22 protein-coding genes are annotated in these 21,721 nt (G+C 71.1%); 21 read left to right on the top strand and 1 reads right to left on the bottom strand.

The annotated features are described in order from the left end of the window. Positions 1–37: 37 nt before the first annotated feature. The 21 genes from INP57_RS11770 (at position 38) to whiG (ending at position 21,093) form a co-directional block, all read left to right on the top strand. Entirely contained in the window at positions 38–1,255 is a 1,218-nt protein-coding gene (locus tag INP57_RS11770) for a CynX/NimT family MFS transporter (RefSeq protein WP_200070179.1), read from the top strand. Positions 1,256–1,359: 104 nt separating this feature from the next. Continuing rightward, positions 1,360–2,694, top strand: coding sequence for an ammonium transporter (locus INP57_RS11765; protein ID WP_200070178.1), 1,335 nt, complete (start codon positions 1,360–1,362; stop codon positions 2,692–2,694). After that, positions 2,691–3,029 (top strand): P-II family nitrogen regulator, encoded by a 339-nt coding sequence (locus INP57_RS11760; protein WP_200070177.1) that lies wholly within the window; start codon positions 2,691–2,693, stop codon positions 3,027–3,029. The genes INP57_RS11765 and INP57_RS11760 overlap by 4 nt, the downstream gene beginning before the upstream one ends. Positions 3,030–3,455: 426 nt before the next feature. Beyond that, entirely contained in the window at positions 3,456–4,040 is a 585-nt protein-coding gene (locus INP57_RS11755; RefSeq protein ID WP_200070176.1) for an AAA family ATPase, read from the top strand. Between the two features lie 332 nt (positions 4,041–4,372). Next, on the top strand, positions 4,373–6,394 hold the full coding sequence (locus tag INP57_RS11750; RefSeq protein WP_233627351.1) for a DEAD/DEAH box helicase: 2,022 nt from the start codon (positions 4,373–4,375) through the stop codon (positions 6,392–6,394). A 239-nt stretch (positions 6,395–6,633) separates the two neighbouring features. Continuing rightward, a complete protein-coding gene (ffh, locus tag INP57_RS11745; protein WP_200070175.1) occupies positions 6,634–8,190 on the top strand; it encodes a signal recognition particle protein in 1,557 nt (518 codons plus the stop codon). Next, on the top strand, positions 8,187–9,263 hold the full coding sequence (locus INP57_RS11740; protein ID WP_200070174.1) for a metal-dependent hydrolase family protein: 1,077 nt from the start codon (positions 8,187–8,189) through the stop codon (positions 9,261–9,263). The genes ffh and INP57_RS11740 overlap by 4 nt, the downstream gene beginning before the upstream one ends. 110 nt (positions 9,264–9,373) lie before the next feature. Then, on the top strand, positions 9,374–10,168 hold the full coding sequence (locus tag INP57_RS30310; protein WP_295149142.1) for a CPBP family intramembrane glutamic endopeptidase: 795 nt from the start codon (positions 9,374–9,376) through the stop codon (positions 10,166–10,168). Positions 10,169–10,348: 180 nt separating this feature from the next. Beyond that, a complete protein-coding gene (gene rpsP, locus INP57_RS11730; protein ID WP_200070172.1) occupies positions 10,349–10,804 on the top strand; it encodes a 30S ribosomal protein S16 in 456 nt (151 codons plus the stop codon). Next, a complete protein-coding gene (locus INP57_RS11725; RefSeq protein ID WP_009943617.1) occupies positions 10,801–11,040 on the top strand; it encodes an RNA-binding protein in 240 nt (79 codons plus the stop codon). Before rpsP ends, INP57_RS11725 begins: the two co-directional genes overlap by 4 nt. A gap of 2 nt (positions 11,041–11,042) precedes the next feature. Next, the gene (gene rimM / locus INP57_RS11720) at positions 11,043–11,570 is read left to right on the top strand and encodes a ribosome maturation factor RimM (protein ID WP_200070171.1); all 528 of its coding nucleotides are present in this window, start codon (positions 11,043–11,045) and stop codon (positions 11,568–11,570) included. Positions 11,571–11,610: 40 nt separating this feature from the next. Further along, positions 11,611–12,402: a tRNA (guanosine(37)-N1)-methyltransferase TrmD gene (gene trmD, locus INP57_RS11715; RefSeq protein WP_200070170.1), complete on the top strand. Its 792-nt coding sequence runs from the start codon at positions 11,611–11,613 to the stop codon at positions 12,400–12,402. A 197-nt stretch (positions 12,403–12,599) separates the two neighbouring features. Next, the gene (gene rplS / locus INP57_RS11710) at positions 12,600–12,956 is read left to right on the top strand and encodes a 50S ribosomal protein L19 (RefSeq protein ID WP_200070169.1); all 357 of its coding nucleotides are present in this window, start codon (positions 12,600–12,602) and stop codon (positions 12,954–12,956) included. A gap of 262 nt (positions 12,957–13,218) precedes the next feature. Next, a complete protein-coding gene (lepB, locus tag INP57_RS11705; RefSeq protein WP_295149482.1) occupies positions 13,219–14,142 on the top strand; it encodes a signal peptidase I in 924 nt (307 codons plus the stop codon). A 2-nt stretch (positions 14,143–14,144) separates the two neighbouring features. Then, positions 14,145–14,912: a ribonuclease HII gene (locus INP57_RS11700; RefSeq protein ID WP_295149479.1), complete on the top strand. Its 768-nt coding sequence runs from the start codon at positions 14,145–14,147 to the stop codon at positions 14,910–14,912. 36 nt (positions 14,913–14,948) lie between these two features. After that, the gene (locus INP57_RS11695; protein WP_200070168.1) at positions 14,949–15,272 is read left to right on the top strand and encodes a DUF2469 domain-containing protein; all 324 of its coding nucleotides are present in this window, start codon (positions 14,949–14,951) and stop codon (positions 15,270–15,272) included. Positions 15,273–15,530: 258 nt separating this feature from the next. Continuing rightward, on the top strand, positions 15,531–15,941 hold the full coding sequence (locus INP57_RS11690; RefSeq protein WP_200070167.1) for a YraN family protein: 411 nt from the start codon (positions 15,531–15,533) through the stop codon (positions 15,939–15,941). Beyond that, on the top strand, positions 15,942–17,465 hold the full coding sequence (locus tag INP57_RS11685; RefSeq protein WP_200070166.1) for a YifB family Mg chelatase-like AAA ATPase: 1,524 nt from the start codon (positions 15,942–15,944) through the stop codon (positions 17,463–17,465). It begins immediately after the preceding gene. A gap of 355 nt (positions 17,466–17,820) precedes the next feature. After that, complete coding sequence (gene dprA / locus INP57_RS11680; RefSeq protein ID WP_307850023.1) at positions 17,821–18,873, top strand: DNA-processing protein DprA; 1,053 nt, start codon at positions 17,821–17,823, stop codon at positions 18,871–18,873. Positions 18,874–18,965: 92 nt separating this feature from the next. Then, a complete protein-coding gene (locus tag INP57_RS11675; protein WP_200070164.1) occupies positions 18,966–19,943 on the top strand; it encodes a tyrosine recombinase XerC in 978 nt (325 codons plus the stop codon). Between the two features lie 349 nt (positions 19,944–20,292). Then, positions 20,293–21,093: an RNA polymerase sigma factor WhiG gene (whiG, locus tag INP57_RS11670; RefSeq protein WP_200070390.1), complete on the top strand. Its 801-nt coding sequence runs from the start codon at positions 20,293–20,295 to the stop codon at positions 21,091–21,093. On the opposite strand, the gene INP57_RS11665 is transcribed toward whiG, so the two are convergent. Beyond that, the gene (locus INP57_RS11665; protein WP_233627350.1) at positions 21,074–21,643 is read right to left on the bottom strand and encodes a murein hydrolase activator EnvC family protein; all 570 of its coding nucleotides are present in this window, start codon (positions 21,641–21,643) and stop codon (positions 21,074–21,076) included. The two genes, whiG and INP57_RS11665, sit on opposite strands and share 20 nt — an antisense overlap. Between the last annotated feature and the right edge of the window lie 78 nt (positions 21,644–21,721).

Genomic DNA, 21,721 nt, shown 5'->3' with positions numbered 1-21,721 from the left:
ATTCCGCGCAACGCATCGGCGTGTTCCACTTCGTGCCGTGACGACGCAGCTGCGGGAACGGTTCGCGATCGGAACCTCGGTGCTGGTCGTGCTGGTGGCGTTGGCGCTGCGGCCGCCGGTGACGGCCGTGGCCCCGGTGCTCGATCGGATCCTCGGAGACCTCGGCCTCTCCAGCACCTTCGGCGGCGTGCTGACCACGCTTCCGCCGGTGTGCCTGGGAGTTTTCGCGTTCGTCGCGCCGCGGTTGCGGCAGCGCTTCGGCGATGAACGAGTGCTCGTCGGCTGCCTCGTGGTGCTGCTGGCGGGCAACCTGCTGCGCGCCGCGGGGTCGGTTTGGGCGCTGGTGGGGGGCACCGTCGTGGTCGGCGCGGGCATCGCGGTCGCCAACGTCGCTCTTCCCGGCGTGATCAAACGGGACTTCCCGAGCCGCGTGCCGGGCGTGACCGCGCTGTACACGATGTGCCTCACGCTCGGCGGAGCGCTGGCCGCGAGCGTGGTGGTGCCGCTCGGCGGAGCGCTCGGTTCCGCATGGCGGCTGCCGCTGGGCCTGCTGGCGGTGCCGGTGCTGCTGGCACTGCTGCTGTGCGCGTTCGCCCTTCGCGGTGCGGTGAGCAGGCAGCGGGTCGTGCGGCCCGGACTGCTGTGGCGCAACCGGCTGGCCTGGCAGGTCACCGGCTTCATGGGTGCCCAGTCACTGATGGCCTACGTCGTGTTCGGGTGGTTGCCTTCGATGGCGCAGAGCCAGGGCATGTCCGCCGAAGCGGCCGGGGCGCTGCTCGGTGTGCAGGCCGCGGTGCAGGCGCTCGGATCGTTGACGGTCCCGGTGCTGTGCCGCCGGTTGCGGGACCAGCGCTGGGTGGCCATGGCGTTGGGAGTGCTCACCGCGCTCGGTTTCGCCGGGGTACTGCTCGCCCCCGGGACTGCCGTGGTTTGGACCGCCACCGTCGTGCTCGGCTTGGCGCAGGGCGCCGCGTTCGGTTTGGCGCTGACGTTGTTCGGGCTCCGCGCCCCGGACAGCGACACCACGGTCGCGCTGTCCGGCATGGCGCAAGGCGCCGGATACCTGATCGCGGCGACCGGTCCGCTGCTGATCGGAGTGCTGCACGGAGCCACCGGCGGCTGGAGCGTCCCCCTGGTGCTGCTGATGGTTTGCTGCGCTGGGGAAACGGTGCTCGGGGCGGTCGCGGGCCGGGATCGGCAGGTGCCGTCGGTGATCGGCGCGCAACATGCCGGTGACGGGACAACCGCGCCGTAACACCGCGCGGCCCAAGGTTCACGGCCGCGAAACAGCAGAACCGGACACTTGAAACACGCCTTCCCCAGGATGCGGGCTCGACTCGGTACGCACGGGGAGGCGACGTGAATTCAGGCGATACCGCATGGGTGCTGATCAGCGCGGCACTCGTACTGCTCATGACACCTGGGCTGGCGTTCTTCTACGGCGGCATGGTGCGCACCCGCGGTGTGCTCAACATGCTCATGATGAGCCTCGGCAGCATCGGGGTCGTCGGAGTCCTGTGGGTGCTGTTCGGGTACTCCGCGGCGTTCGGCTCCGACCTCGGCGGGCTGGGCCTGCTCGGAAACCCCGCCGAACTCTTCGGGCTCGGCGGCCTGCTCGGGCCGGATGAACTTTCCGGCACCATCCCGACGCTGGTCTTCGCCGGGTTCCAGGCGATGTTCGCGATCCTCACGGTCGCGCTGATCTCCGGCGCGATCGCCGACCGCGCCCGCTTCGGCCCGTGGCTGCTGTTCGCCGCGCTGTGGGCCGCCGTGGTCTACTTCCCGGTCGCGCACTGGGTCTTCGCGTTCGACGAGACCGATGCCGCGGGCAACGTGACCGCCGTCGGCGGCTGGATCGCCAACCGGCTCGCCGCCATCGACTTCGCAGGCGGCACCGCGGTGCACATCAACGCGGGGGCCGCCGCGCTCGCGCTGACGATGGTGCTGGGCAGGCGCACCGGCTGGCCGAAGCAGGCGGGCAAACCGCACAACCTGCCGTTCGTGGTGCTCGGTGCCGGACTGCTGTGGTTCGGCTGGTTCGGCTTCAACGGCGGCTCCGCGCTGGCCGCCGACAGCACTGCGGCCGTGGTGCTGGTCAACACGCTGGTCGCCACCAGCGCCGCGATGCTGGGCTGGTTGCTGGTGGAGCGGCTGCGCGACGGGCACGCCACCACCCTCGGCGCCGCCTCCGGAATCATCGCCGGCCTGGTCGCGATCACCCCGGCCTGCTCCTCGGTCACCCCGCTGGGCGCCATCGCGGTCGGTGCGATCACCGGTGCGGTGTGCGCGCTGGCGCTGAGCCTGAAGTACAAGCTGCGCTACGACGACTCGCTCGACGTGGTCGGGGTGCACCTGGTCGGCGGCCTGGTCGGCACTCTGCTGGTCGGGTTCTTCGCCTCCGCTTCGGCACCCGCCGGGGTGGACGGGCTGCTCTACGGCGGTGGTTTCGACCAGCTGTGGCGGCAGGCCGTGGGCGCTGTCGCGGTGCTGATCTACTCGTTCGTGCTGAGCTTGCTGCTTGCCTACCTCGTCAAGGCGCTCGTCGGATTCCGGCTGAGCCCGGACGACGAGGCCGAAGGCATCGACGAAACCGAGCACGCCGAATCCGCGTACCACTTCGGCGACGGGCGTTCCGCCCGCTCGCCGTTGCGCGCCGACGACGCCGAACGCGAGCTGGAGGGCAGCCACCCATGAAGCTGGTCACCGCGATCGTCCAGCCGGACCGGCTGGAGCCGTTGCAGGAAGCGCTGGCCCGACTGGGCGTGCTGGGTATGACCGTCAGCGACGCGCAGGGCTACGGCAGGCAGAAGGGCCACACCGAGGTCTACCGGGGCGCCGAGTACGCGGTGGACTTCGTGCCGAAGTCCCGCGTGGAAGTGCTGGCCGAGGAGTCCGCAGTGGACGACGTCGTCGAAGGCATCGTGACCGCCGCCCGCACCGGCCGCGTCGGCGACGGCAAGGTCTGGGTCACCGCGATCGACTCCGTCACCCGGGTGCGAACCGGGGAAACGGGCAACGACGCGATCTGAGCCTGCCGCCGCACAACACCGCGCCGGGCGCGGGCCGAAAGGTCCGCGCCCGGCGCTTTCGCGCGGTTGCCCGGGAGACCACGCAAAGCGGATGCGTAGCACTACGCACCCGTACTCACGGGGGTTCACGGGTCACCGGGGCCCGCCCGGACCGGCAGACTTCTGCCCGTGCCGAGGCGGAGATCTCCGGGGGAACCGCCGGTGACGGTGGGCGGAGGACCGCTCTCGGCGCGGTCGCTCGTGCTGGGGGACGAGCGACCGGGGGTCGGGAACCGGGTCGTCGCTGGGGGACGACCCGGCTGACCTGGGGGTGGATGGGGGAGCCCTGGGCGGCTCGCGCGAGGGGGGCGAGCCGCCCGGGGACTGCTTCCACGGCGGCGACCGCTCGCTCCGGCCAAGATCCGTTGCGCGTAGCCTGGCCGGGTCGTGGACATTCCGGACGAGTCCGCCGCAACGGCGGGACCACCTCCCGCAGTGCGCGTGCCCCGCCGCGCCCTCGTGGTCCTCGCGGGTCTGCCCGGAGCCGGCAAGAGCACCCTGCTGCGCAGGCTCACCGCTCCCGTGGGAACCGTCGTGCTCGACTCCGAGCAGGTCCGCGCCCGGCTGCGTGCCGCGCTGCCCGCGCAGCTGCCCTACCGCTGGTACCGGCCGCTGGTGCACGCCGTGCACCGCGCGCGCATCGCCTGGTTCTGCTGCACCGCGCGCGGCCTGGTCGTGGCGCACGAGCCGTCGACCCGCGGCGGCACCCGGCTCATGCTCGTGCTGTTCGCCGTGCTGACCGTGCGGCCCCGCTTGCTGGTGTGGTTGCACGTCGGCCCGGAAGAAGCGCTGGCGGGCCAGGAGGCGCGGGGGAGGCTGATCCGCAGCCGCGCGTTCCGGCTGCACGTGCATCGGGCGTACCGAGTGCATCGGACGCTGCTCGCGGGCGGACGGCTGCGGGGTTGGCAGCATGTGCTCTTGTTCACCCGCAAGGACATCGAGCGCGGGCTCGAGCTGCGAACGCCGAGGTGAGATTCGTCCCGAAGGCGCGGGTGGGTGCGGGGCCGGGGCGGGGTGATCGCTATCCTGGTCGGTGACGGTGCGGCGGTACGACGCCGCACTTGGCTGAGACAGCGAGCTGCGAGTGACTGGCAACAGTGTGTGTGCGTGCCAGGTGTGCGCGGCTTGAGTTGCGCTAGCAGCACCTCCCGTGCCCCTCGGGCGTCTGCCCCTCGGGTGTCGATGGCGGAGCTGCGTTCGGACCTGACTGTTGCGCCTCGCCGCGGGCACGCCGGCGGTGCAGGGCCGTGTGACGCATCCGTTCAGCCCCTGGCCACCACCGACCGAGGAGACTCGCTACATCCATGTCTCGAACCGAGGACGTAATTTCCGACCGGGCAGCGGAATTCCCGGCCGCGATCGCCGAAGCACCGGCGGCGCCGGACGCGACCGCGACCGCCGCGGAAGCCGCGGAAACCCCCGGAACAGCGGAATCCGCTCAGCCCGCTGAGTCCGCGCAAGCCGAACCGGCCGCAGCGGAAACCGCTCCCGCAACCGATCCGGAACCGGCCGAGCAGACCGAGCAAGCTGACCAGGCCGAGCAGACCGAGCAAGCTGACCAGGCCGAGCAGGCCGAGCAGACGGACCAGGCCGCGAGCCGGAACGGCTTCGACGCCCTCGCGCTCGACCCGCTGGTGCGCAAGGTGCTCGGCGAACTGGGCTACGAGAACCCGTCCCCGATCCAGGCGCAGACCATCCCGCCGCTGCTGGACGGCCACGACGTGATGGGCCTCGCGCAGACCGGCACCGGCAAGACCGCCGCGTTCGCGCTGCCCATCCTCAGCCGCATCGACCTGGACGCCCCCGGCCCGCAGGCGCTGGTGCTCGCGCCCACCCGCGAGCTGGCGATCCAGGTGGCCGAGGCGTTCGAGCGCTACGCCAAGCACCTGCCCGGCTTCCACGTGCTGCCGATCTACGGCGGCCAGAGCTACGGCCCGCAGCTGGCCGGGCTCAAGCGCGGCGCGCACGTCGTCGTCGGCACGCCCGGCCGGCTGATCGACCATCTCGACAAGGGCTCGCTGAACCTCAGCGCGCTGAACCACCTGGTGCTCGACGAGGCCGACGAGATGCTGCGGATGGGCTTCATCGAGGACGTCGAGCGGATCCTGCAGTCGGTGCCGCAGCAGCGGCAGGTGGCGCTGTTCTCGGCGACCATGCCGGGCGCGATCCGCAAGATCAGCCAGTCCTACCTGCGCGAGCCGGTGGAGATCTCGGTCAAGACCAGCACCAGCACCGCCACCAACATCAGCCAGCGCTACGTCCCGGTGCGCGGCCCGCAGAAGATGGACGCGCTGACCCGCATCCTCGAAGTCGAGAAGTTCGACGCGATGATCGTGTTCGCGCGCACCAAGCAGCTCACCGAGGAACTCGCGGAGAAGCTGCAGACCGCCGGGTTCAACGCCGCGGCGATCAACGGCGACGTGCCGCAGGCGCAGCGCGAACGAACCATCGGCCACCTGCGCGAGGGCCGCATCGACGTGCTGGTCGCGACCGACGTGGCCGCCCGCGGGCTGGACGTCGAACGCATCTCGCACGTGCTCAACTACGACATCCCGCACGACAGCGAGTCCTACGTGCACCGCATCGGGCGCACCGGCCGCGCCGGGCGCAGCGGCGAGGCGATCCTGTTCGTCTCCCCGCGTGAGCGGCACATGCTGCGCTCCATCGAGAAGGCCACCCGCCAGAGCATCGAGCAGATGGACCTGCCGACCGTCGACGCGGTCAACGACCAGCGGCTCGCCAAGTTCGCCCAGAACATCAGCGACACGCTGCAGAAGGGCAACCTGGAGCTGTTCCAGAACCTCGTCGAGGAGTACGAGCGCAACCACGAGGTGCCCGCCACCCAGGTCGCGGCGGCGCTGGCGAGCATGGTGCAGGGCGACCGCCCGCTGCTGCTGGAACCGGACCCGGAGCCGGACAAGCAGCGCCGCAACCGCGGCGGCGGGTTCGAACCGGCCGGTCCGGAGACCGACACGTACCGCGTCGAGGTGGGCCGCCGGAACCGCGTGACGCCCAGCGCGCTGGTCGGCGCGCTGGCCAACGAGGGCGGGCTGCACAGCAAGCACATCGGGCACATCGACATCCGCGACGCCCACACGCTCGTCGAGCTGCCCGCCGAGCTGCCCGAGGAGATGCTGCGCAAGCTGCGCAAGACCCAGGTCGCCGGGCGCGGGCTGCGGATCAGCCGCGCGGACGGCGAAGTGCTCGCCCGGCGCGGGCCGCGGCCCGGCGGCGGACGCGGCGACAAGCCCCGGCCGCCCCGCAAGGGACAGCGCGCACCGCAGTCGGGTCGCGGTCCCAGCAAGCGCCCGCGGGACCGCGCCTGATCCCGGCGAGGACGTGAGAGCGTCCTCGCCGCCGGAAACAAGTCCGCGCGCTGCGGCTGTGCAGCACGCGTGAAACCGACCCGGCCCGGAACGCCGCTGCTGGTGCGGCGTTCCGGGCCGCCGGTTCTCCTCGGGCGGGCGCGGTCCGGTTACCCTCGATCCCAAGTATTCAGGTACCGCAGCACTCGGGTGCCTGGTGCGCTCAGGTACCTCACTCGACTCAGGAGCGGCGAGAACCCGTGTTCGACACCCTTAGCGACCGGCTCACCTCGGTCCTGCAGAACCTGCGCGGCAAGGGCCGGCTCTCGGACGCCGACATCGACGCCACGGCGCGGGAGATCCGCATCGCCCTGCTGGAAGCCGACGTGGCGCTGCCGGTGGTGCGCGCGTTCATCGCGGGTGTCAAGGACCGGGCCAAGGGAGCGGAGGTCTCCGCCGCGCTGAACCCGGCCCAGCAGGTCATCAAGATCGTCAACGAGGAGCTGGTAAGCATCCTCGGCGGCGAGACCCGCCGCCTGGAGTACGCCAAGAACCCGCCCACCGTGATCCTGCTGGCCGGGCTGCAGGGCTCCGGCAAGACCACGCTCGCGGGCAAGCTCGCCAAGTGGCTCGCCGGCCAGGGCCACACCCCGATGCTGGCGGCGTGCGACCTGCAGCGGCCGAACGCGGTCAACCAGCTCCAGGTCGTGGGTGAGCGCGCGGGCGTGCCGGTGTTCGCGCCGGAGCCGGGCAACGGCGTCGGCGATCCGATCGGGGTGGCCCGCGGCAGCCTGGACGAGGCCAAGCGCGCCCAGCACGACGTGGTCATCGTCGACACCGCCGGCCGGCTCGGCGTCGACGAGGAGATGATGCAGCAGGCCGCGGACATCCGGGACGCGGTCAGCCCCGACGAGATCATGTTCGTGGTCGACGCCATGATCGGCCAGGACGCGGTCAGCACCGCCGAGGCGTTCCGCGACGGCGTCGGCTTCTCCGGCGTGGTGCTCACGAAGCTGGACGGCGACGCCCGCGGTGGTGCCGCGCTGTCGGTCCGGCAGGTCACCGGCCAGCCCATCATGTTCGCCTCCAACGGGGAGAAGCTGGAGGACTTCGACGTCTTCCACCCCGACCGGATGGCCAGCCGGATCCTCGGCATGGGCGACATGCTCACCCTGATCGAGCAGGCGGAGCAGGCGTTCGACGCCGACCAGGCCGAGCAGGCCGCGGCCAAGCTCGGCTCCGGGCAGCTGACCCTGGAGGACTTCCTGGAGCAGATGCAGGCGGTCCGCAAGATGGGGCCGCTGCAGAACCTGCTCGGGATGCTGCCGGGCGCGAACGGCATGAAGGACCAGCTGGCCAACTTCGACGAGAAGCACCTGGACCGGCTGCAGGCCATCATCCGCGGCATGACGCCTGCCGAACGGGACGACCCGAAGATCATCAACGCCTCGCGCAGGCAGCGCATCGCCCGCGGTTCCGGGGTCAACGTCAGCGACATCAACGATCTGGTGAACCGGTTCTTCGAAGCCCGCAAGATGATGCAGTCGATGGCCGGCCAGTTCGGCGGCTTCGGCGGCGGCGGTGGCGGCAAGAAGGGCAAGAAGGGCAAGGGCAAGAACCGCAAGGGCAAGAACAAGGGCCCGACGCCGCCGAAGGGCATGAAGGGGATGCCGGGCGGGATGCCCGGCGGAATGCCCGGGCTGCCGCCCGGCGGTGCGGGCGGTCCCGACATGTCCAAGCTGGAGGGCGGGCTCAACGAGCTGCCATCGGGCTTCGACCCGTCCAAGCTGAACTTCGGCGGCAAGAAGAAGAAATGAGCGCGGCGCTGCACCTGCGCGGGGTCCTGCTGCCCGGCGGTGAGACCGGTGACCTCTGGCTGCAGGACGGTCTGATCAGTCATCAGCCGATTCCGGGCGCGACGACCGTGTTCGACGGCGGCTACGTGCTGCCGGGCCTGGTGGACGCGCACTGCCACGTCGGCATCGGGCCGGAAGGCCCGGTGGAACTCGACGTTGCCGTGCAGCAGGCCGAGACCGATCGGGACGCGGGCACGCTGCTCATCCGCGACTGCGGCGCGCCGATCGACACCCGGCCGCTGCAGGAGCGCACCGACCTTCCGCGGATCATCCGCGCCGGGCGGCACCTGGCGAAGCCGAAGCGCTACATCCCGTACCTGGCCGACCAGCTCGAGGACGAGTCCGAGCTGCCGCGCGCCGTGGCCGAGCAGGCCGAGTACGGCGACGGCTGGGTCAAGCTGGTCGGGGACTGGATCGACCGCTCCGCAGGGGACCTCGCCCCGCTGTGGAGCGACGGGGCGCTGACCGAAGCGATCGAGGTCGCGCACGCGCACGGCGCCCGCGTCACCGCGCACGTCTTCGGCGAAGAAGCGCTGCCGGGCCTGTTGCGAGCGGGCATCGACTGCATCGAGCACGGCACCGGGCTCACCGACGACACCGTGGAGCTGATGGCCCGGCACGGCACCGCGCTGGTGCCGACGCTGGTCAACATCGAGAACTTCCCGTCGTTCGCCGCTTCGGCGAGCAAGTACCCCGACTACGCCGCGCACATGACCGCGCTGTACGAGCGCGGCGACGCGACCGTGGCCAAGGCGGTCGAAGCCGGCGTGCCGGTCTACGCGGGAACCGACGCGGGCGGCGGCATCGAGCACGGCGTGCTCGTCGACGAAGTGCTCGCGCTGCACCGCGTAGGGCTCTCCGCGGAGGAAGCGTTGGGCACGGCGTCCTGGTCGGCCCGGGAATGGCTCGGGTACGGGGGCTTGCAGCACGGCGCGGTGGCCGATTTGCTGTGCTACGACGACGATCCCCGCAAGGACCTCGCGGCGTTGCGGCATCCTCGGCGCATCGTGCTGCGGGGCGCGGTCGTCGGCTGACCCGCATCCGATTTCGGATGCTCGGCAGGAAAGCGCGAAGGTAATCTGGCGGTTCCGCCATGGCCCGCCGCGAGCGACCCGGATGCCGTTCGCCCGAGACGGAGGCGCCCGTGCAGGTACCGAACCCCGACTTCCCCGACGGCGCGGCGGAGGCCGGAGGCGCGGGAACCACCGCTTCCGCGAGCGCGACCGCGCAAGCCGACCGTCCCGGCTCCGCCCGGCCCGATCACCGCTGGGGCTTCGGCGCGTTCTTCTTCGCCGAAGCCGTGTTCATCCTGACTTCGGTGGTGCTGCCCGCGATCTACGGGAAGCCGAGCGGTGACGGCCCCCTGATCGTGTTGATGATGATGGTGCCGACGTTGCTCTCCGGCGCGGTCGCGGTGCTGATCACGGTGCTGCGCGGGAACGGGCCGCGGCTGGACTTCGGGCTGAACCTGCACTGGTGGGACATCCGGACCGGGCTGACCGTCGGCGCCTTCGGCATGATCACCACGACCGCGGCTTCGATGATCTGGATCCGCTGGGTCGGCCCGGACAACGCCACTTCGACCGTGAGCAGCCTGCTGGACGGGGTGCGGCTGTCGCCTTCGCTGGCGGTGCTGCTGTTCCTACACGTGTGGCTGATCGCGCCGATCTGCGAGGAGCTGCTGTACCGGGGCCTGCTGTGGGGCGCGATGGACCGGCTGCGGTGGAGCCAGATCAGCGCTTTCGTGCTGTGCACGGCGCTGTTCGCGATCGGGCACCTGGAGCCGGAGCGGACCGCGCTGCTGCTGGTGATCGCGGTACCGATAGGCGTGGCGCGGATGCTCACCGGCCGCCTCACCGCCAGCGTGGTCGCGCACCAGGTGAACAACTTCCTGCCCGCGCTGGGTCTGCTGCTGCTCTCGCTCGGCGTTCTCGGTTAGGCCGCCGGGAGCCTGCTGCGGCGGGGAAACCGGCGTCTGGCACAATTGTCGACTGTTCGCTGTGCGGCGGTCCCTCTCACCGTCCGCGGCCGTCTACGTATGAGCATGGAACACCGTTTTCCCCACACGGCTCGACATGCTCCCCGAGCACGAACGAGAGTCTGAGGAGCACCAGCACCCGTGGCTGTGAAGATCAAGCTGGCGCGGATCGGTAAGGTCCGCGAGCCGCACTACCGCATCATCGTCGCCGACGCGCGCACCCGCCGGAACGGCCGGGACATCGAGACGATCGGGCAGTACCACCCGAAGGAGAACCCGAGCCGCATCGAGGTCAACTCGGATCGGGCGCAGTACTGGCTGGGCGTCGGCGCGCAGCCGACCGAGCCGGTGCAGGCCATCCTGGAGGTCACCGGTGACTGGCAGAAGTTCAAGGGCCTGCCGGGCGCCGAGGGCACGCTGAAGACGCCGGAGGCCAAGCCTTCCAAGCAGGACCTGTTCAACGCCGCGCTCGCGGCCGCCGGTGAGGAACCGACCACCGAGGCCGTCACGCCCAAGAAGAAGGGCGGCAAGAAGGCCGAGGCGGACACCGCCGAAGCCGCCGCCGAGGAGCAGAAGTCCGAGGACGGCCAGGCGTGACGGTCCTAGCGGACGCGCTCGAACACCTGGTGCGCGGCATCGTCGACAACCCCGACGACGTCCGCGTCCAGCTCCTCACGACTCGGCGCGGCCGCACCCTGGAAGTCCACGTGAACCCGGACGACCTCGGCAAGGTCATCGGTCGCGGCGGTCGCACGGCGACCGCGCTGCGCACCGTGATCTCCGGCATCGGCGGTCGCGGCATCCGGGTCGACGTGGTCGACACCGACCGTTGACCATGAGCGGTCCTGCGCTGGCCGTGGGCAAGGTCGTCAAGTCGCACGGCGTGCGCGGCGAGGTCGTCGTCGAGGTGCGCACCGACAGCCCCGAGCTGCGGTTCGCGCCGGGCGCGGTGCTCGGCGTCCAGCGCCGGGCGACGGCCGCCCCGGCCACGCTCACCGTCGCAGCCGCCCGGCCGCACGCCGGGCGGCTGCTGGTCGTTTTCGAGGAAGTCTCCGGCCGCGAGGCGGCCGAGCAGTTGCGCGGATCGCTGCTGACGGTGGGTTCGGACGAGCTCGAACCCACCGCGGATCCGGACGAGTTCCACGACCACGAGCTGGAAGGGCTCCGCGTGGTCCTGGTGACCGGCGAAGAGGTCGGCGTGGTGCGCGAAGTGCTGCACACCCCGGCCGGCGAGCTGCTGTCCGTGGGTACGCCGCAGGACGAGGAGAAGCTCGTGCCGTTCGTCTCCGAGATCGTGCCCGAGGTCGATCTCGCCCAGGGCAGGGTCGTGCTCGACCCGCCGGAGGGGCTGCTCGAAGGCTGACCGAGCAGGTCAGGCCATCCAGCGCTAAGGAACGCAAGCGTTGCGCATTGACGTCATTTCCATCTTTCCCGAGTACCTGGCCCCGTTGCGGCAGGCGTTGCTGGGCAAGGCGATCGAACGCGAGAAGATCTCCGTCGGGGTGCACGACCTGCGGGACTGGACCCACGACGTGCACCGCGCAGTGGACGACAGCCCCTACGGCGGCGGTCCGGGAATGGTGATGAAACCGGACGTGTGGGGCGAAGCCCTGGACGCGGTGTGCGGTTCCGGCGCGGAGCAGCCGACGCTGGTCGTGCCGACGCCGGCGGGGCGTCCGTTCACGCAGTCGACGGGGGTCCGCTGGGCGGCGAAACCGTGGCTGGTGTTCGCCTGCGGCCGCTACGAGGGCATCGACGAGCGGGTGGTCGAGGACGCGGCCGGCCGGATGCCGGTCGAAGAGGTCTCCATCGGCGACTACGTGCTGGTCGGCGGTGAGGTCGCGGCGCTGACCATGATCGAGTCGGTGGCCCGGTTGCTGCCGGGCGTGCTGGGCAATCCCGCCTCCGCGGAGCAGGACTCCTTCTCCGACGGCCTGCTCGAAGGCCCCAGCTACACCCGCCCGGAGGTGTGGCGCGGGCGTGCCGTGCCGGACGTGCTGCGTTCCGGCAACCACGCCGCGATCGCGCGGTGGCGCCGCGATGAGGCGCTGCGGCGCACGAGCGAACGCCGCCCGGACCTGCTGGCGGCGCTGCCACCGGAGGCCCTGGACGTCAAGGACCGGGCGCTGCTGGATACACTGGGCGCGGACGAGGCGCAGTCCCCGGAGGACTCCGCGCAGCAGGGGAACGACTGAGATCGCACCCGCTGCACCGGGGCCGGTTCCGGCGGCTGCCTGCGCGTCTGGCACACTTGACCGGTTGCTGCAGCCGGATTCTGTGCTGGCGCGCACCAATGCAAGCTCACCCCCGTGTCAGGCGGTGGCCGCGGTCAGGCCGGGCCATGGAGCGCGAGAACACGGGTGCCTACGACACGGATGAGGACGGACCACCGATGAACACCCTGGACGCTTTGGACGCCCAGTCGCTGCGTTCCGACATCCCGGCCTTCCGGCCTGGCGACACGCTGAAGGTCTACGTCCGCGTCATCGAGGGTTCGCGCGAGCGGAACCAGGTCTTCCAGGGCGCTGTGATCCGGCGCCAGGGCGACGGTGTCCGGGAGACCTTCACCGTCCGCAAGATCTCCTTCGGTGTCGGCGTGGAACGCACCTTCCCGGTGCACAGCCCGAACATCGCCAAGATCGAGGTCGCTGCTCGCGGCCGGGTCCGCCGGGCGAAGCTGTACTACCTGCGCGAGCGTCGCGGCAAGGCCGCCAAGATCAAGGAGCGGCGCGAGCCCGTCTCCTCCTGAGCCCGCGCTAGCGGCGAGGATTCCGGAAACGGCCCGGGTGCTGCGGCATCCGGGCCGTTTTCGCGCGCACTGATCCACTTTTGAGTGAACGACGGGATGGGATGAGCCGCATCGCACCCCGCCGCGGACCGGTCGAACTCCGCGCGAGCGCTCAATGATCGGCGAATTCGCACGTCATCCGGTTTCCTGGGCGATCCGGACGGACCGGGCGCGCGCAGGGGGAGCGCGCCGGGCGCCGGTGCCGTTCCAGTAGCCTGGCCGCGTGGCCGACGTCATGCGCTCCACCGGACCAGAGGAAGAGCCCCAGGAAGGGCCTGCCGACAACCGCGAAGGCGGCGGCAAGGGCCGCTTCGGGCGGCGCTCCCGCCGCAAGCGGGAGCGGAAGAGCTCCTTCTGGCGCGAGCTGCCGATCCTGATCGTCACCGCGCTGGTGCTCACGGTGCTCATCCAGACCTTCCTCGCCCGGGTCTACGTCATCCCGTCCCAGTCGATGGAGCAGACGCTGCACGGCTGCGACGGCTGCCAGAACGACCGGGTGCTGGTGGACAAGGTGTCCTACCGGTTCACCGACCCGGAACCCGGCGACGTCGTCGTGTTCCGCGGGCCGGAGACCTGGGGCAACAACGAGTTCAACGTGCCGGAGGCGTCGAACCCGGTCGCCGGTTTCTTCCAGGGCGCGCTGTCGCTGCTCGGCTTCGGGTCGCCGGACGAGAAGGACTTCGTCAAGCGGGTGATCGCCACCGGCGGCCAGACCGTGTCGTGCTGCGACCCGCAGAACCGGATGCTGGTCGACGGCAAGCCGCTCGATGAGCCCTACGTCTACTGGGAGCCCGGCGAGGGGGAACGGCACGAGGCGTTCGCGCCCGTGACGGTGCCGCAAGGGCGCTTGTGGGTGCAGGGCGACAACCGCGGGAACTCGCAGGACTCGCGGTACCAAGGCGGCGGTGGCGTCAACGGCACCGTCCCGGTGGACAACGTGATCGGCAAGGCGCAGGTCATCGTGCTGCCGCCGACGCGCTGGCAGAGCATCCCCGAACCGAATCCGCAGGCCGACGCGCTGGGCGCGCCCGCGTGGCAGGCAGGAGTGCCCGCAGGCGTCGGGTTCGCCGCGGCGTTCCCGGTGTTGTGGGCGGGCCGGCGGGTCACCGCCGTGGTGTCCGACCGGCGTGCCCGGAGGCGGCACTGACCGTGGGGGCGCGGTTCGCGCCCGCTGCGGCGGAATGGCGGCCACCACGGCCGGTGATCCGCCGCAGCAGCGGCAACTGGGCGCTGCAGAGCGCGCTGGACCGCAGCGGGCTCGGGCCGGTGGCCGGCGTCGACGAGGCCGGTCGCGGCGCGTGCGCCGGGCCGTTGGTGGTGGCGGCGTGCGTGCTCAAGGCCGGGGACGGCAAGCGGTTCGCCGGGCTCACCGATTCCAAGGTGCTCGCCGAGGCGGAGCGGGAGCGGCTCTACGAGGTGATCACCCGCCGCGCGGTGGCGTCCTCGGTCGTCGTCATCCCGCCCGAGGAGGTCGACGCGCTGGGCATCCACGTGGCGAACCTGGAAGGTATGCGCCGGGCGGTGGCGCGGATGCCGGTGCACCCGGGCTACGTGCTCACCGATGGCTTTCGAGTGCAGGGGCTCGCGGCGCCGAGCGTGGCGGTGCTCAAGGGCGATCTGGTCGCGGCGTGCGTGGCGGCGGCCTCGGTGCTGGCGAAGGTCACCCGCGACCGCATCATGCGCGAGCTGCACGAGCGGTTGCCGATGTACGGCCTCGACGAGCACAAGGGCTATTGCACGCCGGATCACACGGCGCGGCTGGAGGAGCACGGGCCGAGTCCGGAGCACCGCTGGTGCTATTCGAACGTCGTCGGCGCCGCGCGCCTGCACGGCATGCGCTCGCCACGCACCGTGACCAGTAAGCCCGGTTTGTTCGATGCTTCGGACGAGGATGTGGTGGACAATGGGGGAACGTAAGGGCAACGGCGATCTAGAAGGGCGGCCCGCACTGCGATGAGCGCCGAGGATCTCGAGAAGTACGAGACCGAGATGGAGCTGCAGCTCTACAAGGAGTACCGCGACATCGTCGGGCAGTTCAATTACGTCGTGGAGACCGAGCGGCGCTTCTACCTGGCCAATGCGGTGGACGTGCAGGTCCGCAATTCCGACTCGGAGGTCTACTTCGAAGTTGCGATGTCGGATGCGTGGGTCTGGGACATGTATCGGCCGGCGCGGTTCGTCAAGAACGTCCGGGTGATCACGTTCAAGGACGTGAACGTGGAGGAGCTGGACAAGCCGGATCTGCGGTTGCCGGAGAACGGTCCGTTCGGAAGCTGAGGCTGTCCGCGGCCGGTTCGGCCGCCGCACCTGCTGGGGAAAACGGGTGGTCGCCGTGGGCGGCCGCCCGTTTTGCTGCGCGGGCTCGCCCGGTGAGTTGTCCACAGGCTTGCTGTCCATCCACAGATTTCCCAATTGAGTCTGGTGGCGCTGCGCGCCGCGGGGCAGTTTGGAGATGGCGGCCCCGGGTGATCGGGGTCGTTGCGCGGTTCGGTTTCTCCGCTGCCGCGTTCCGTCTCGCATTCCCGGAGGGAAACCATGGCTCGAACGCTCGATTACAGCCCGCTGCTCGGCGCCTTGTCCGATGTGGACGGATACGGCAAGCACGCGCTGGGGCGCGCAGGTGAACGGCTGGCGGCCGAACACCTGCAGCGGCAGGGGTTGGCGGTGCTGGTGCGGAATTGGCGGTGCCCGCAGGGCGAACTCGACATCGTCGCGACCGACGGGCAACAGGCGATCTTCTGCGAGGTCAAGACCCGATCCGGCGTCGACTACGGGGCGCCGCTGGACGCGGTGGGGCCGAACAAGGTGCGGCGGCTGCGGGAACTGGCGCGCGCGTGGCTCGCGGAGCGCGAGCTCACCGGCTGCCCGGTCCGCTTCGACGTCATCTCGATCCTGTGGCCGCCGCGTGGGCGCCCGTCCCTCGAGCATTTGCCGGGGGTGTTCTGAATGGTGCTGCGACGGACTTGGGCGGTCGCGCTGTTCGGCGTGGACGGCGCGCTGGTGGAGATCGAAGCGGACGTGCGCAAGGGCGGCCTGCCGAGCGTGCAGCTGCTGGGCCTGCCGGACACGGCGTTGCAGGAGTCCAAGAACCGCGTGCGCGCGGCGGTGCAGAACTGCCGCGAGGACTGGCCGAAGAGCTGCGTGACGCTGGCGCTGTCGCCGGCGGCGCTGCCGAAAGCGGGCACCTCTTACGACCTCGCGCTCGCGTGCGCGGTGCTCGCCGGTGCGGAACAGGTGCCGCCGCACCGGCTGGAAGGCACGGTGCTGTTCGGTGAACTGGCGCTGGACGGACGCATCCGCTCGGTTCGCGGGCTGCTGCCCGGGCTGCTCGCAGCACGGCGGGAAGGCGTGCGCCGCGCCATCGTGCCTGCGAGCGGTCTTGCGGAGGCGCAGCTGGTCGAGGACGTCGAGGTGTTCGGTGCCTCCCACCTGCGGGAGGTGATCGCGTGGCTGCGGGAGCAAGGCGAACTCGACCACTTCCCGGCGGAACCGGTCCAGCAGGACGAGTCCGCCGCGGCCAGGACGGACCTGGCGGACGTGCTCGGCCAGCCGGAGGCGCGGTGGGCGCTGGAAGTGGCCGCCGCCGGTGGCCACCACCTGCTCATGGTCGGCCCGCCGGGAACCGGCAAGACCATGCTGGCGCAGCGGCTCGGCGGCCTGCTGCCGACGTTGAGCAGGCAGGAAGCGCTGGAGGTCACCGCGATCCACTCGGTCGCCGGTGAGCTCGCCGGTGCGGCACCGCTGGTGACCGATCCGCCGTTCGTCGCGCCGCACCACTCCACCTCGATCCCGGGGCTGATCGGCGGCGGAGCGGGGCTGGCCCGGCCTGGCGCGGTCAGCCGCGCGCACCGCGGCACGTTGTTCATGGACGAGGCTTGCGAGTTCGGCACCAAACGGCTGGAAGCGCTGCGCACCGCGTTGGAGGACGGCGAGGTGCGGTTGTCCCGCCGGGACGGCACGTTGCGCTACCCGGCCGCGTTCCAACTGGTGCTGGCGACGAATCCGTGTCCGTGCGCCCCGGCCCGGGACAGCGACTGCTGTTGCTCGCAGCAGGTGCGGCGGCGGTATTTCGGCAAGCTTTCCGGGCCGCTGCTGGACCGAGTCGACATGCGGGTGCGGATGCGGCCGGTCACGGCGATGACCATGCAACCCGATCGGCAGCCGGAATCGACCGAGGTCGTGCGGGAACGGGTGTCCCGGGCGCGGGCGCTGGCCGCCGAGCGCTGGTCCGCGCACGGGTGGCGGACCAACGGGGAGGTGCCGGGGCCGCTGCTGCGGCGCGAGTTCGCCCTGCCGGAGGCGACCACGGCGTTGCTGGACCGGGGGCTCGATCTCGGTGCGGTGACGGCTCGCGGAGCGGACCGGTGCCTGCGGGTGGCGTGGACGCTGGCCGATCTGGACGCCAGCCCGGCGCCGAGCGCGGAACACGTTGCGTCCGCGCTCGATTTCCGGGAAAGGAGTGTCCATTGAACGCGGTAAGGCGGCGCCCGGGCACCTGCCCGTGCAAGCAGGCCGAAACGCGCCACTCCTTCTTGCATTGCAACGAAGGCTTCGGCGGCCCATGGGTGGGTGTTGCGCCATCGCACCTGCACACCGCGCCCCACGACCCGGAAGTCGATCGTCGTGCCGGTTCCGGCCGGGAATCACCGGGGCACCGCGAACCTGGCTCCGAGTCGCGGGCAGCTCATCCATCAGCACTCGCAGCAGGCGGGCGGGAGGTGACGTGACCATGTCGTCTGCGCAGGATCAACACGATCCGACACGGGTCGCGCGCGCATACCTGTCGGCGGTCGCGGAGCCTCCGGCACCCGCGCTCGGAGCGTTCGTGGCTGAGCACGGTGTCGTCCGCGCGGCCCTGCTGGTCAGCCGGGGAACGACTCCTTCCCCCGTAGCCGACGAGGTCGAGGCGCGCCGCGAGCACGTCTCCGGCGAGGCGGCGTTGGCGGCCGGTGCTGCCGCGGGCGCGCGGTTGCTCACTCCGGAGGATCCGGAGTGGCCGGCGGAACGTGTGGCGATCTTGGCGGCAGCGACCGAGATCGGCGTCGCGGGCGTGGCGGAGCCGTTGGCCCTGTGGGCGCGGGGCCGGGCGGATCCGTCCGTGGCCCTGCGGTTCTCGGCAGCGGTGGTCGGCGCGCGTGCGGCCTCGGGCTACGGCGAGCACCTGGCGGCCGAGATCGGCCACGGGTTGGCGTCGACCGGGTGCGCGGTGGTCTCCGGTGCCGCTTACGGCATCGATGGTGCCGCGCATCGCGGTGCGCTGGCCGCGGGCGGGACGACGGTGGCCCTGCTCGCCTGCGGTATCGACGTCGACTATCCCGCCGGTCACGGCAGATTGTTGCGCAGCGTCGCCGAGCAAGGCGTGGTCCTCAGCGAGTACGCCCCCGGGACTCCGCCGCGCAAGCATCGCTTCCTGGTCCGCAACCGGCTGATCGCCGCTTGCGGGCAGGGCACGGTGGTGGTGGAGGCCGGTGCGCGCAGCGGAGCGGCCAACACCGCGAACACCACCGACCTGCTCGGCCTGCCGCTGATGGCCCTACCCGGGCCGGTGACCTCGGCGAACTCGGTGGGCTGCCATGACATGATCCGTTCCGGCAAGGGGGTGCTGGTCACCTCGACCGCGCAGGTGCTCGAGATGATCAATCCGCTCGGTGCCGCGCCGCCGGTCGATCCCGAACCGCAGGCACGCAGCTCCGACGCACTCGATCCGTGCACCAGAAAACTGCATGATGCAGTAATTGCTCGCGATGGTGCGAGTTCGGAGCAACTTGCCCGCGAATGCGGTCTTCCATTGCGCACCGTTCGTGCATTGTTGCCAGAAATGGAACTCGCCGGACTCGTGCGGCGAAAGGAGGGTGGCTGGATGAGAAACAGCAGGTGAGCGCTCGACGGTCGGCGCGGCTCGCCGGATGCGAGCCTGTTCACGGCGTGGCCCTCTTGACCAGTTCACATCCACCGACGAGCGTTTGCGGCATGGCTCGCAGACCGTCCGACTCCACCCCGCGGCCCGACCTGCGCGCGGCACGGGCGAACCTCCCCGGCCCGTTCGGTACGGCGGTGGACGGCTTCGAACGGCATCTCGCGACCGAGCGCGGATTGTCGCCGCACACCGTCCGCGCTTACGTCGGTGATGTCGTGTCCCTGCTGGATGGCGTCGCCGCCGGTCCGGACGAGCAGTCCGGCCTGGAGGCGGTGACGCTCGCCGCCTTGCGGTCGTGGCTGGCCGGGCAACATGCCGCGGGCATCGGGCGGGCGACGCTCGCGCGCCGGGCGGCTTCCGCGCGCACGTTCACCGCCTGGGCGCACCGGGACGGCCTGCTCGGCGTGGACCCGGGCCCGCGGCTGGCCGCACCGACGCGGCAGCGGACGTTGCCCGCGGTGCTGCGCGCCGAGCAGGCGGGTTCGGCGATGGCGGCCTCGGCCGGCGGCGCTGAGCAGGGTGACCCGGTCGCGTTGCGCGATCACGCGCTGCTGGAACTGCTCTACGCCACCGGGGTGCGGGTTTCCGAGCTGTGCGGGCTGGACCTGGCCGAGATCGACCACGAGCGGCGTCTGCTGCGCGTGCTGGGCAAGGGTGACCGGGAACGGGCCGTGCCGTTCGGGGTACCTGCGGATCAAGCGCTCGGGCGCTGGTTGTCGGCCGGTCGCCCGAAACTGCGCACCGAGCGTTCGGGCGACGCGGTGTTCCTCGGCGTGCGCGGTGGCCGGCTGGATCAGCGCGCTGCGCGCCGCGTTGTGCATGACGCGGTCGACGCGGTGCCGGGAGCCACCGAGATCGGACCGCATGGCCTGCGCCATTCGGCCGCGACCCATTTGCTCGAAGGGGGAGCGGACCTCCGTAGCGTTCAGGAGTTGCTTGGTCACGCTACGCTCGCAACGACCCAGCTTTACACCCACGTGACCGTCGACCGGCTGAAGGCGATCCATGACCGAACCCACCCCCGTTCCTGACGACGCCGGGGGCGGTGCCCGCACCGCGGCCGCGGAAGCGACATCGAGATCGACCACGTCGGAGCCGTACGAGCACGGCGATCCGGCACCGCAAGACGTCCCGGACGGCCACGATCCGAACGCCTCGACCGGCGAGCGCCGAGTCAACGGCAGTCGCAACGGCGAACACACCGTCACCCAATCAAGTGGCGGAACACGAACCGGGGAAGACCGGGACGCGGCGAACGGCCGGGCCCCGAACGGCCAGGAGATCGGCAACGGCCGGGACATCGGGAACGGCCGGGACCTCGGCAACGGCGCGGACATCGGGAACATCCGGGACAAAGCGCCGACCGCTTCACCGCAGTCGTTGCCCTACCTCGTCGGTGCGGACGACCAGCGCAGCGCCGACGAGGTCGAGGCGGGGATCGTCGCGCTCTGGCAGGCGTTCGGCGAGCATCGCGATCATTCGCTGCGCGACCGGTTGGTGCTGCATTACGCGCCGCTGGTGAAGTACGTGGCCGGGCGTGTGGGCACCGGCCTTCCGTCGCACGTCGAGGTCTCCGACCTGATCCAGTCCGGCATCTTCGGACTCGTCGACGCGATCGAGAAGTTCGAGCCGGAGCGCGGCCTGAAGTTCGAGACCTACGCCATGCAACGCATCCGCGGCGCGATCCTGGACGACCTGCGCGCGCAGGACTGGGTGCCGCGCTCGGTGCGCAGCAGAGCGCGCGATCTGGAACGCGCACTGGAACGGCTGGAAGCGAAGTTGCAGCGCACTGCGACCGACACCGAGGTCGCCGACGAGCTCGAAGTCTCCCCGGACGAGCTGCGCGAGCTGTTCGCGCAGCTGCAGATGACCAGCGTGGTCGCGCTCGACGACCTGATCAGCGCGGGCAAGGGCACCGCATCGCTGGCCGAGACGCTGCCCGACGATCGGGCCGAGGATCCGGTCGCGGCGCTGGTGGACCGGGACAGCCGCAGGCAACTCGCGGAGGCGGTCGAGCGGCTCAGCGACCGGGACCGGGTCGTGGTCACCCTGTACTACTTCGAGAACTTGACGCTGGCCGAGATCGGCAAGGTGCTCGGCGTGACCGAGTCCCGGGTCTGCCAGCTGCACACCCGGGCCGTGCTGCGGCTGCGCAGCAAGCTCACCGAGCCGCAGCAGTGACCTGATCCGCCGCGTCCCACGGCAGCAGCCGCACCCGGCCACCGCCGAGCAAGCCCAACGGGTCGAGGTATTCCGGCCCGCGCCGCACGCCCCAGTGCAGGCACGCATCCGCCGGACAGCCCGGATGCCCGGGGTCCAGCGCCCCGATCGGCTGGCCGGGTGCCACCGCCTGCCCGGCCTGAACGGTGGCGCGCACCGGTTCGTAGGTGGTCCGCAGACCACCGGAGTGCTCGATCGACACGACCGGCCGGTCGGCGAGCACGCCCGCGAAGCGCACGGTGCCCGCGCCTGCCGAGCGCACCTGCTCGCCGGCCGCACCGGCCAGGTCGACTCCCCGGTGGCCGGGACCGAACTCGCTGCTGGGCGGCTCGAACGGCCGCAGCACGGGAGCCGCGGACGCCAGCGGCCGCATGAATTCCGGTGCGGGCTCGATCGTTGCCGGTGATGTTCGCTGCGCTACTCCGGCTGCGGGCAGCATCAGCAGCACGAGCAGCGGCGACACCAGGCCGAGCGCGGCGGACCATGCGCGGCACCTATCGGCGATCAACATGCTTCCAAGGTGGCCCGCTGCGGACCGGCGGGACAGGGTCCGTTCCGGAATCTGTGGACCGGCCGAGGACCTGTGGAC

Origin of the sequence: Saccharopolyspora galaxeae, assembly GCF_016526145.1 — a bacterium.
GTDB classification, from domain to species: domain Bacteria; phylum Actinomycetota; class Actinomycetes; order Mycobacteriales; family Pseudonocardiaceae; genus Saccharopolyspora_C; species Saccharopolyspora_C galaxeae.
The sequence above is the reverse complement of the archived record's forward strand: the minus strand, read 5'-3'. Positions and strand labels throughout refer to the sequence as shown.

Coding starts and splice junctions, on each gene's coding strand:
- rplS (WP_200070169.1), top strand. CDS start 12,600: ATGAACACCCTGGACGCTTTGGACGCCCAGTCGCTGCGTTCCGACATC.
- rimM (WP_200070171.1), top strand. CDS start 11,043: ATGAGCGGTCCTGCGCTGGCCGTGGGCAAGGTCGTCAAGTCGCACGGC.
- INP57_RS11750 (WP_233627351.1), top strand. CDS start 4,373: ATGTCTCGAACCGAGGACGTAATTTCCGACCGGGCAGCGGAATTCCCG.
- INP57_RS11690 (WP_200070167.1), top strand. CDS start 15,531: ATGGCTCGAACGCTCGATTACAGCCCGCTGCTCGGCGCCTTGTCCGAT.
- INP57_RS11675 (WP_200070164.1), top strand. CDS start 18,966: ATGGCTCGCAGACCGTCCGACTCCACCCCGCGGCCCGACCTGCGCGCG.
- INP57_RS11740 (WP_200070174.1), top strand. CDS start 8,187: ATGAGCGCGGCGCTGCACCTGCGCGGGGTCCTGCTGCCCGGCGGTGAG.
- INP57_RS11695 (WP_200070168.1), top strand. CDS start 14,949: ATGAGCGCCGAGGATCTCGAGAAGTACGAGACCGAGATGGAGCTGCAG.
- INP57_RS11685 (WP_200070166.1), top strand. CDS start 15,942: ATGGTGCTGCGACGGACTTGGGCGGTCGCGCTGTTCGGCGTGGACGGC.
- INP57_RS11760 (WP_200070177.1), top strand. CDS start 2,691: ATGAAGCTGGTCACCGCGATCGTCCAGCCGGACCGGCTGGAGCCGTTG.
- INP57_RS11665 (WP_233627350.1), bottom strand. CDS start 21,643: ATGTTGATCGCCGATAGGTGCCGCGCATGGTCCGCCGCGCTCGGCCTG.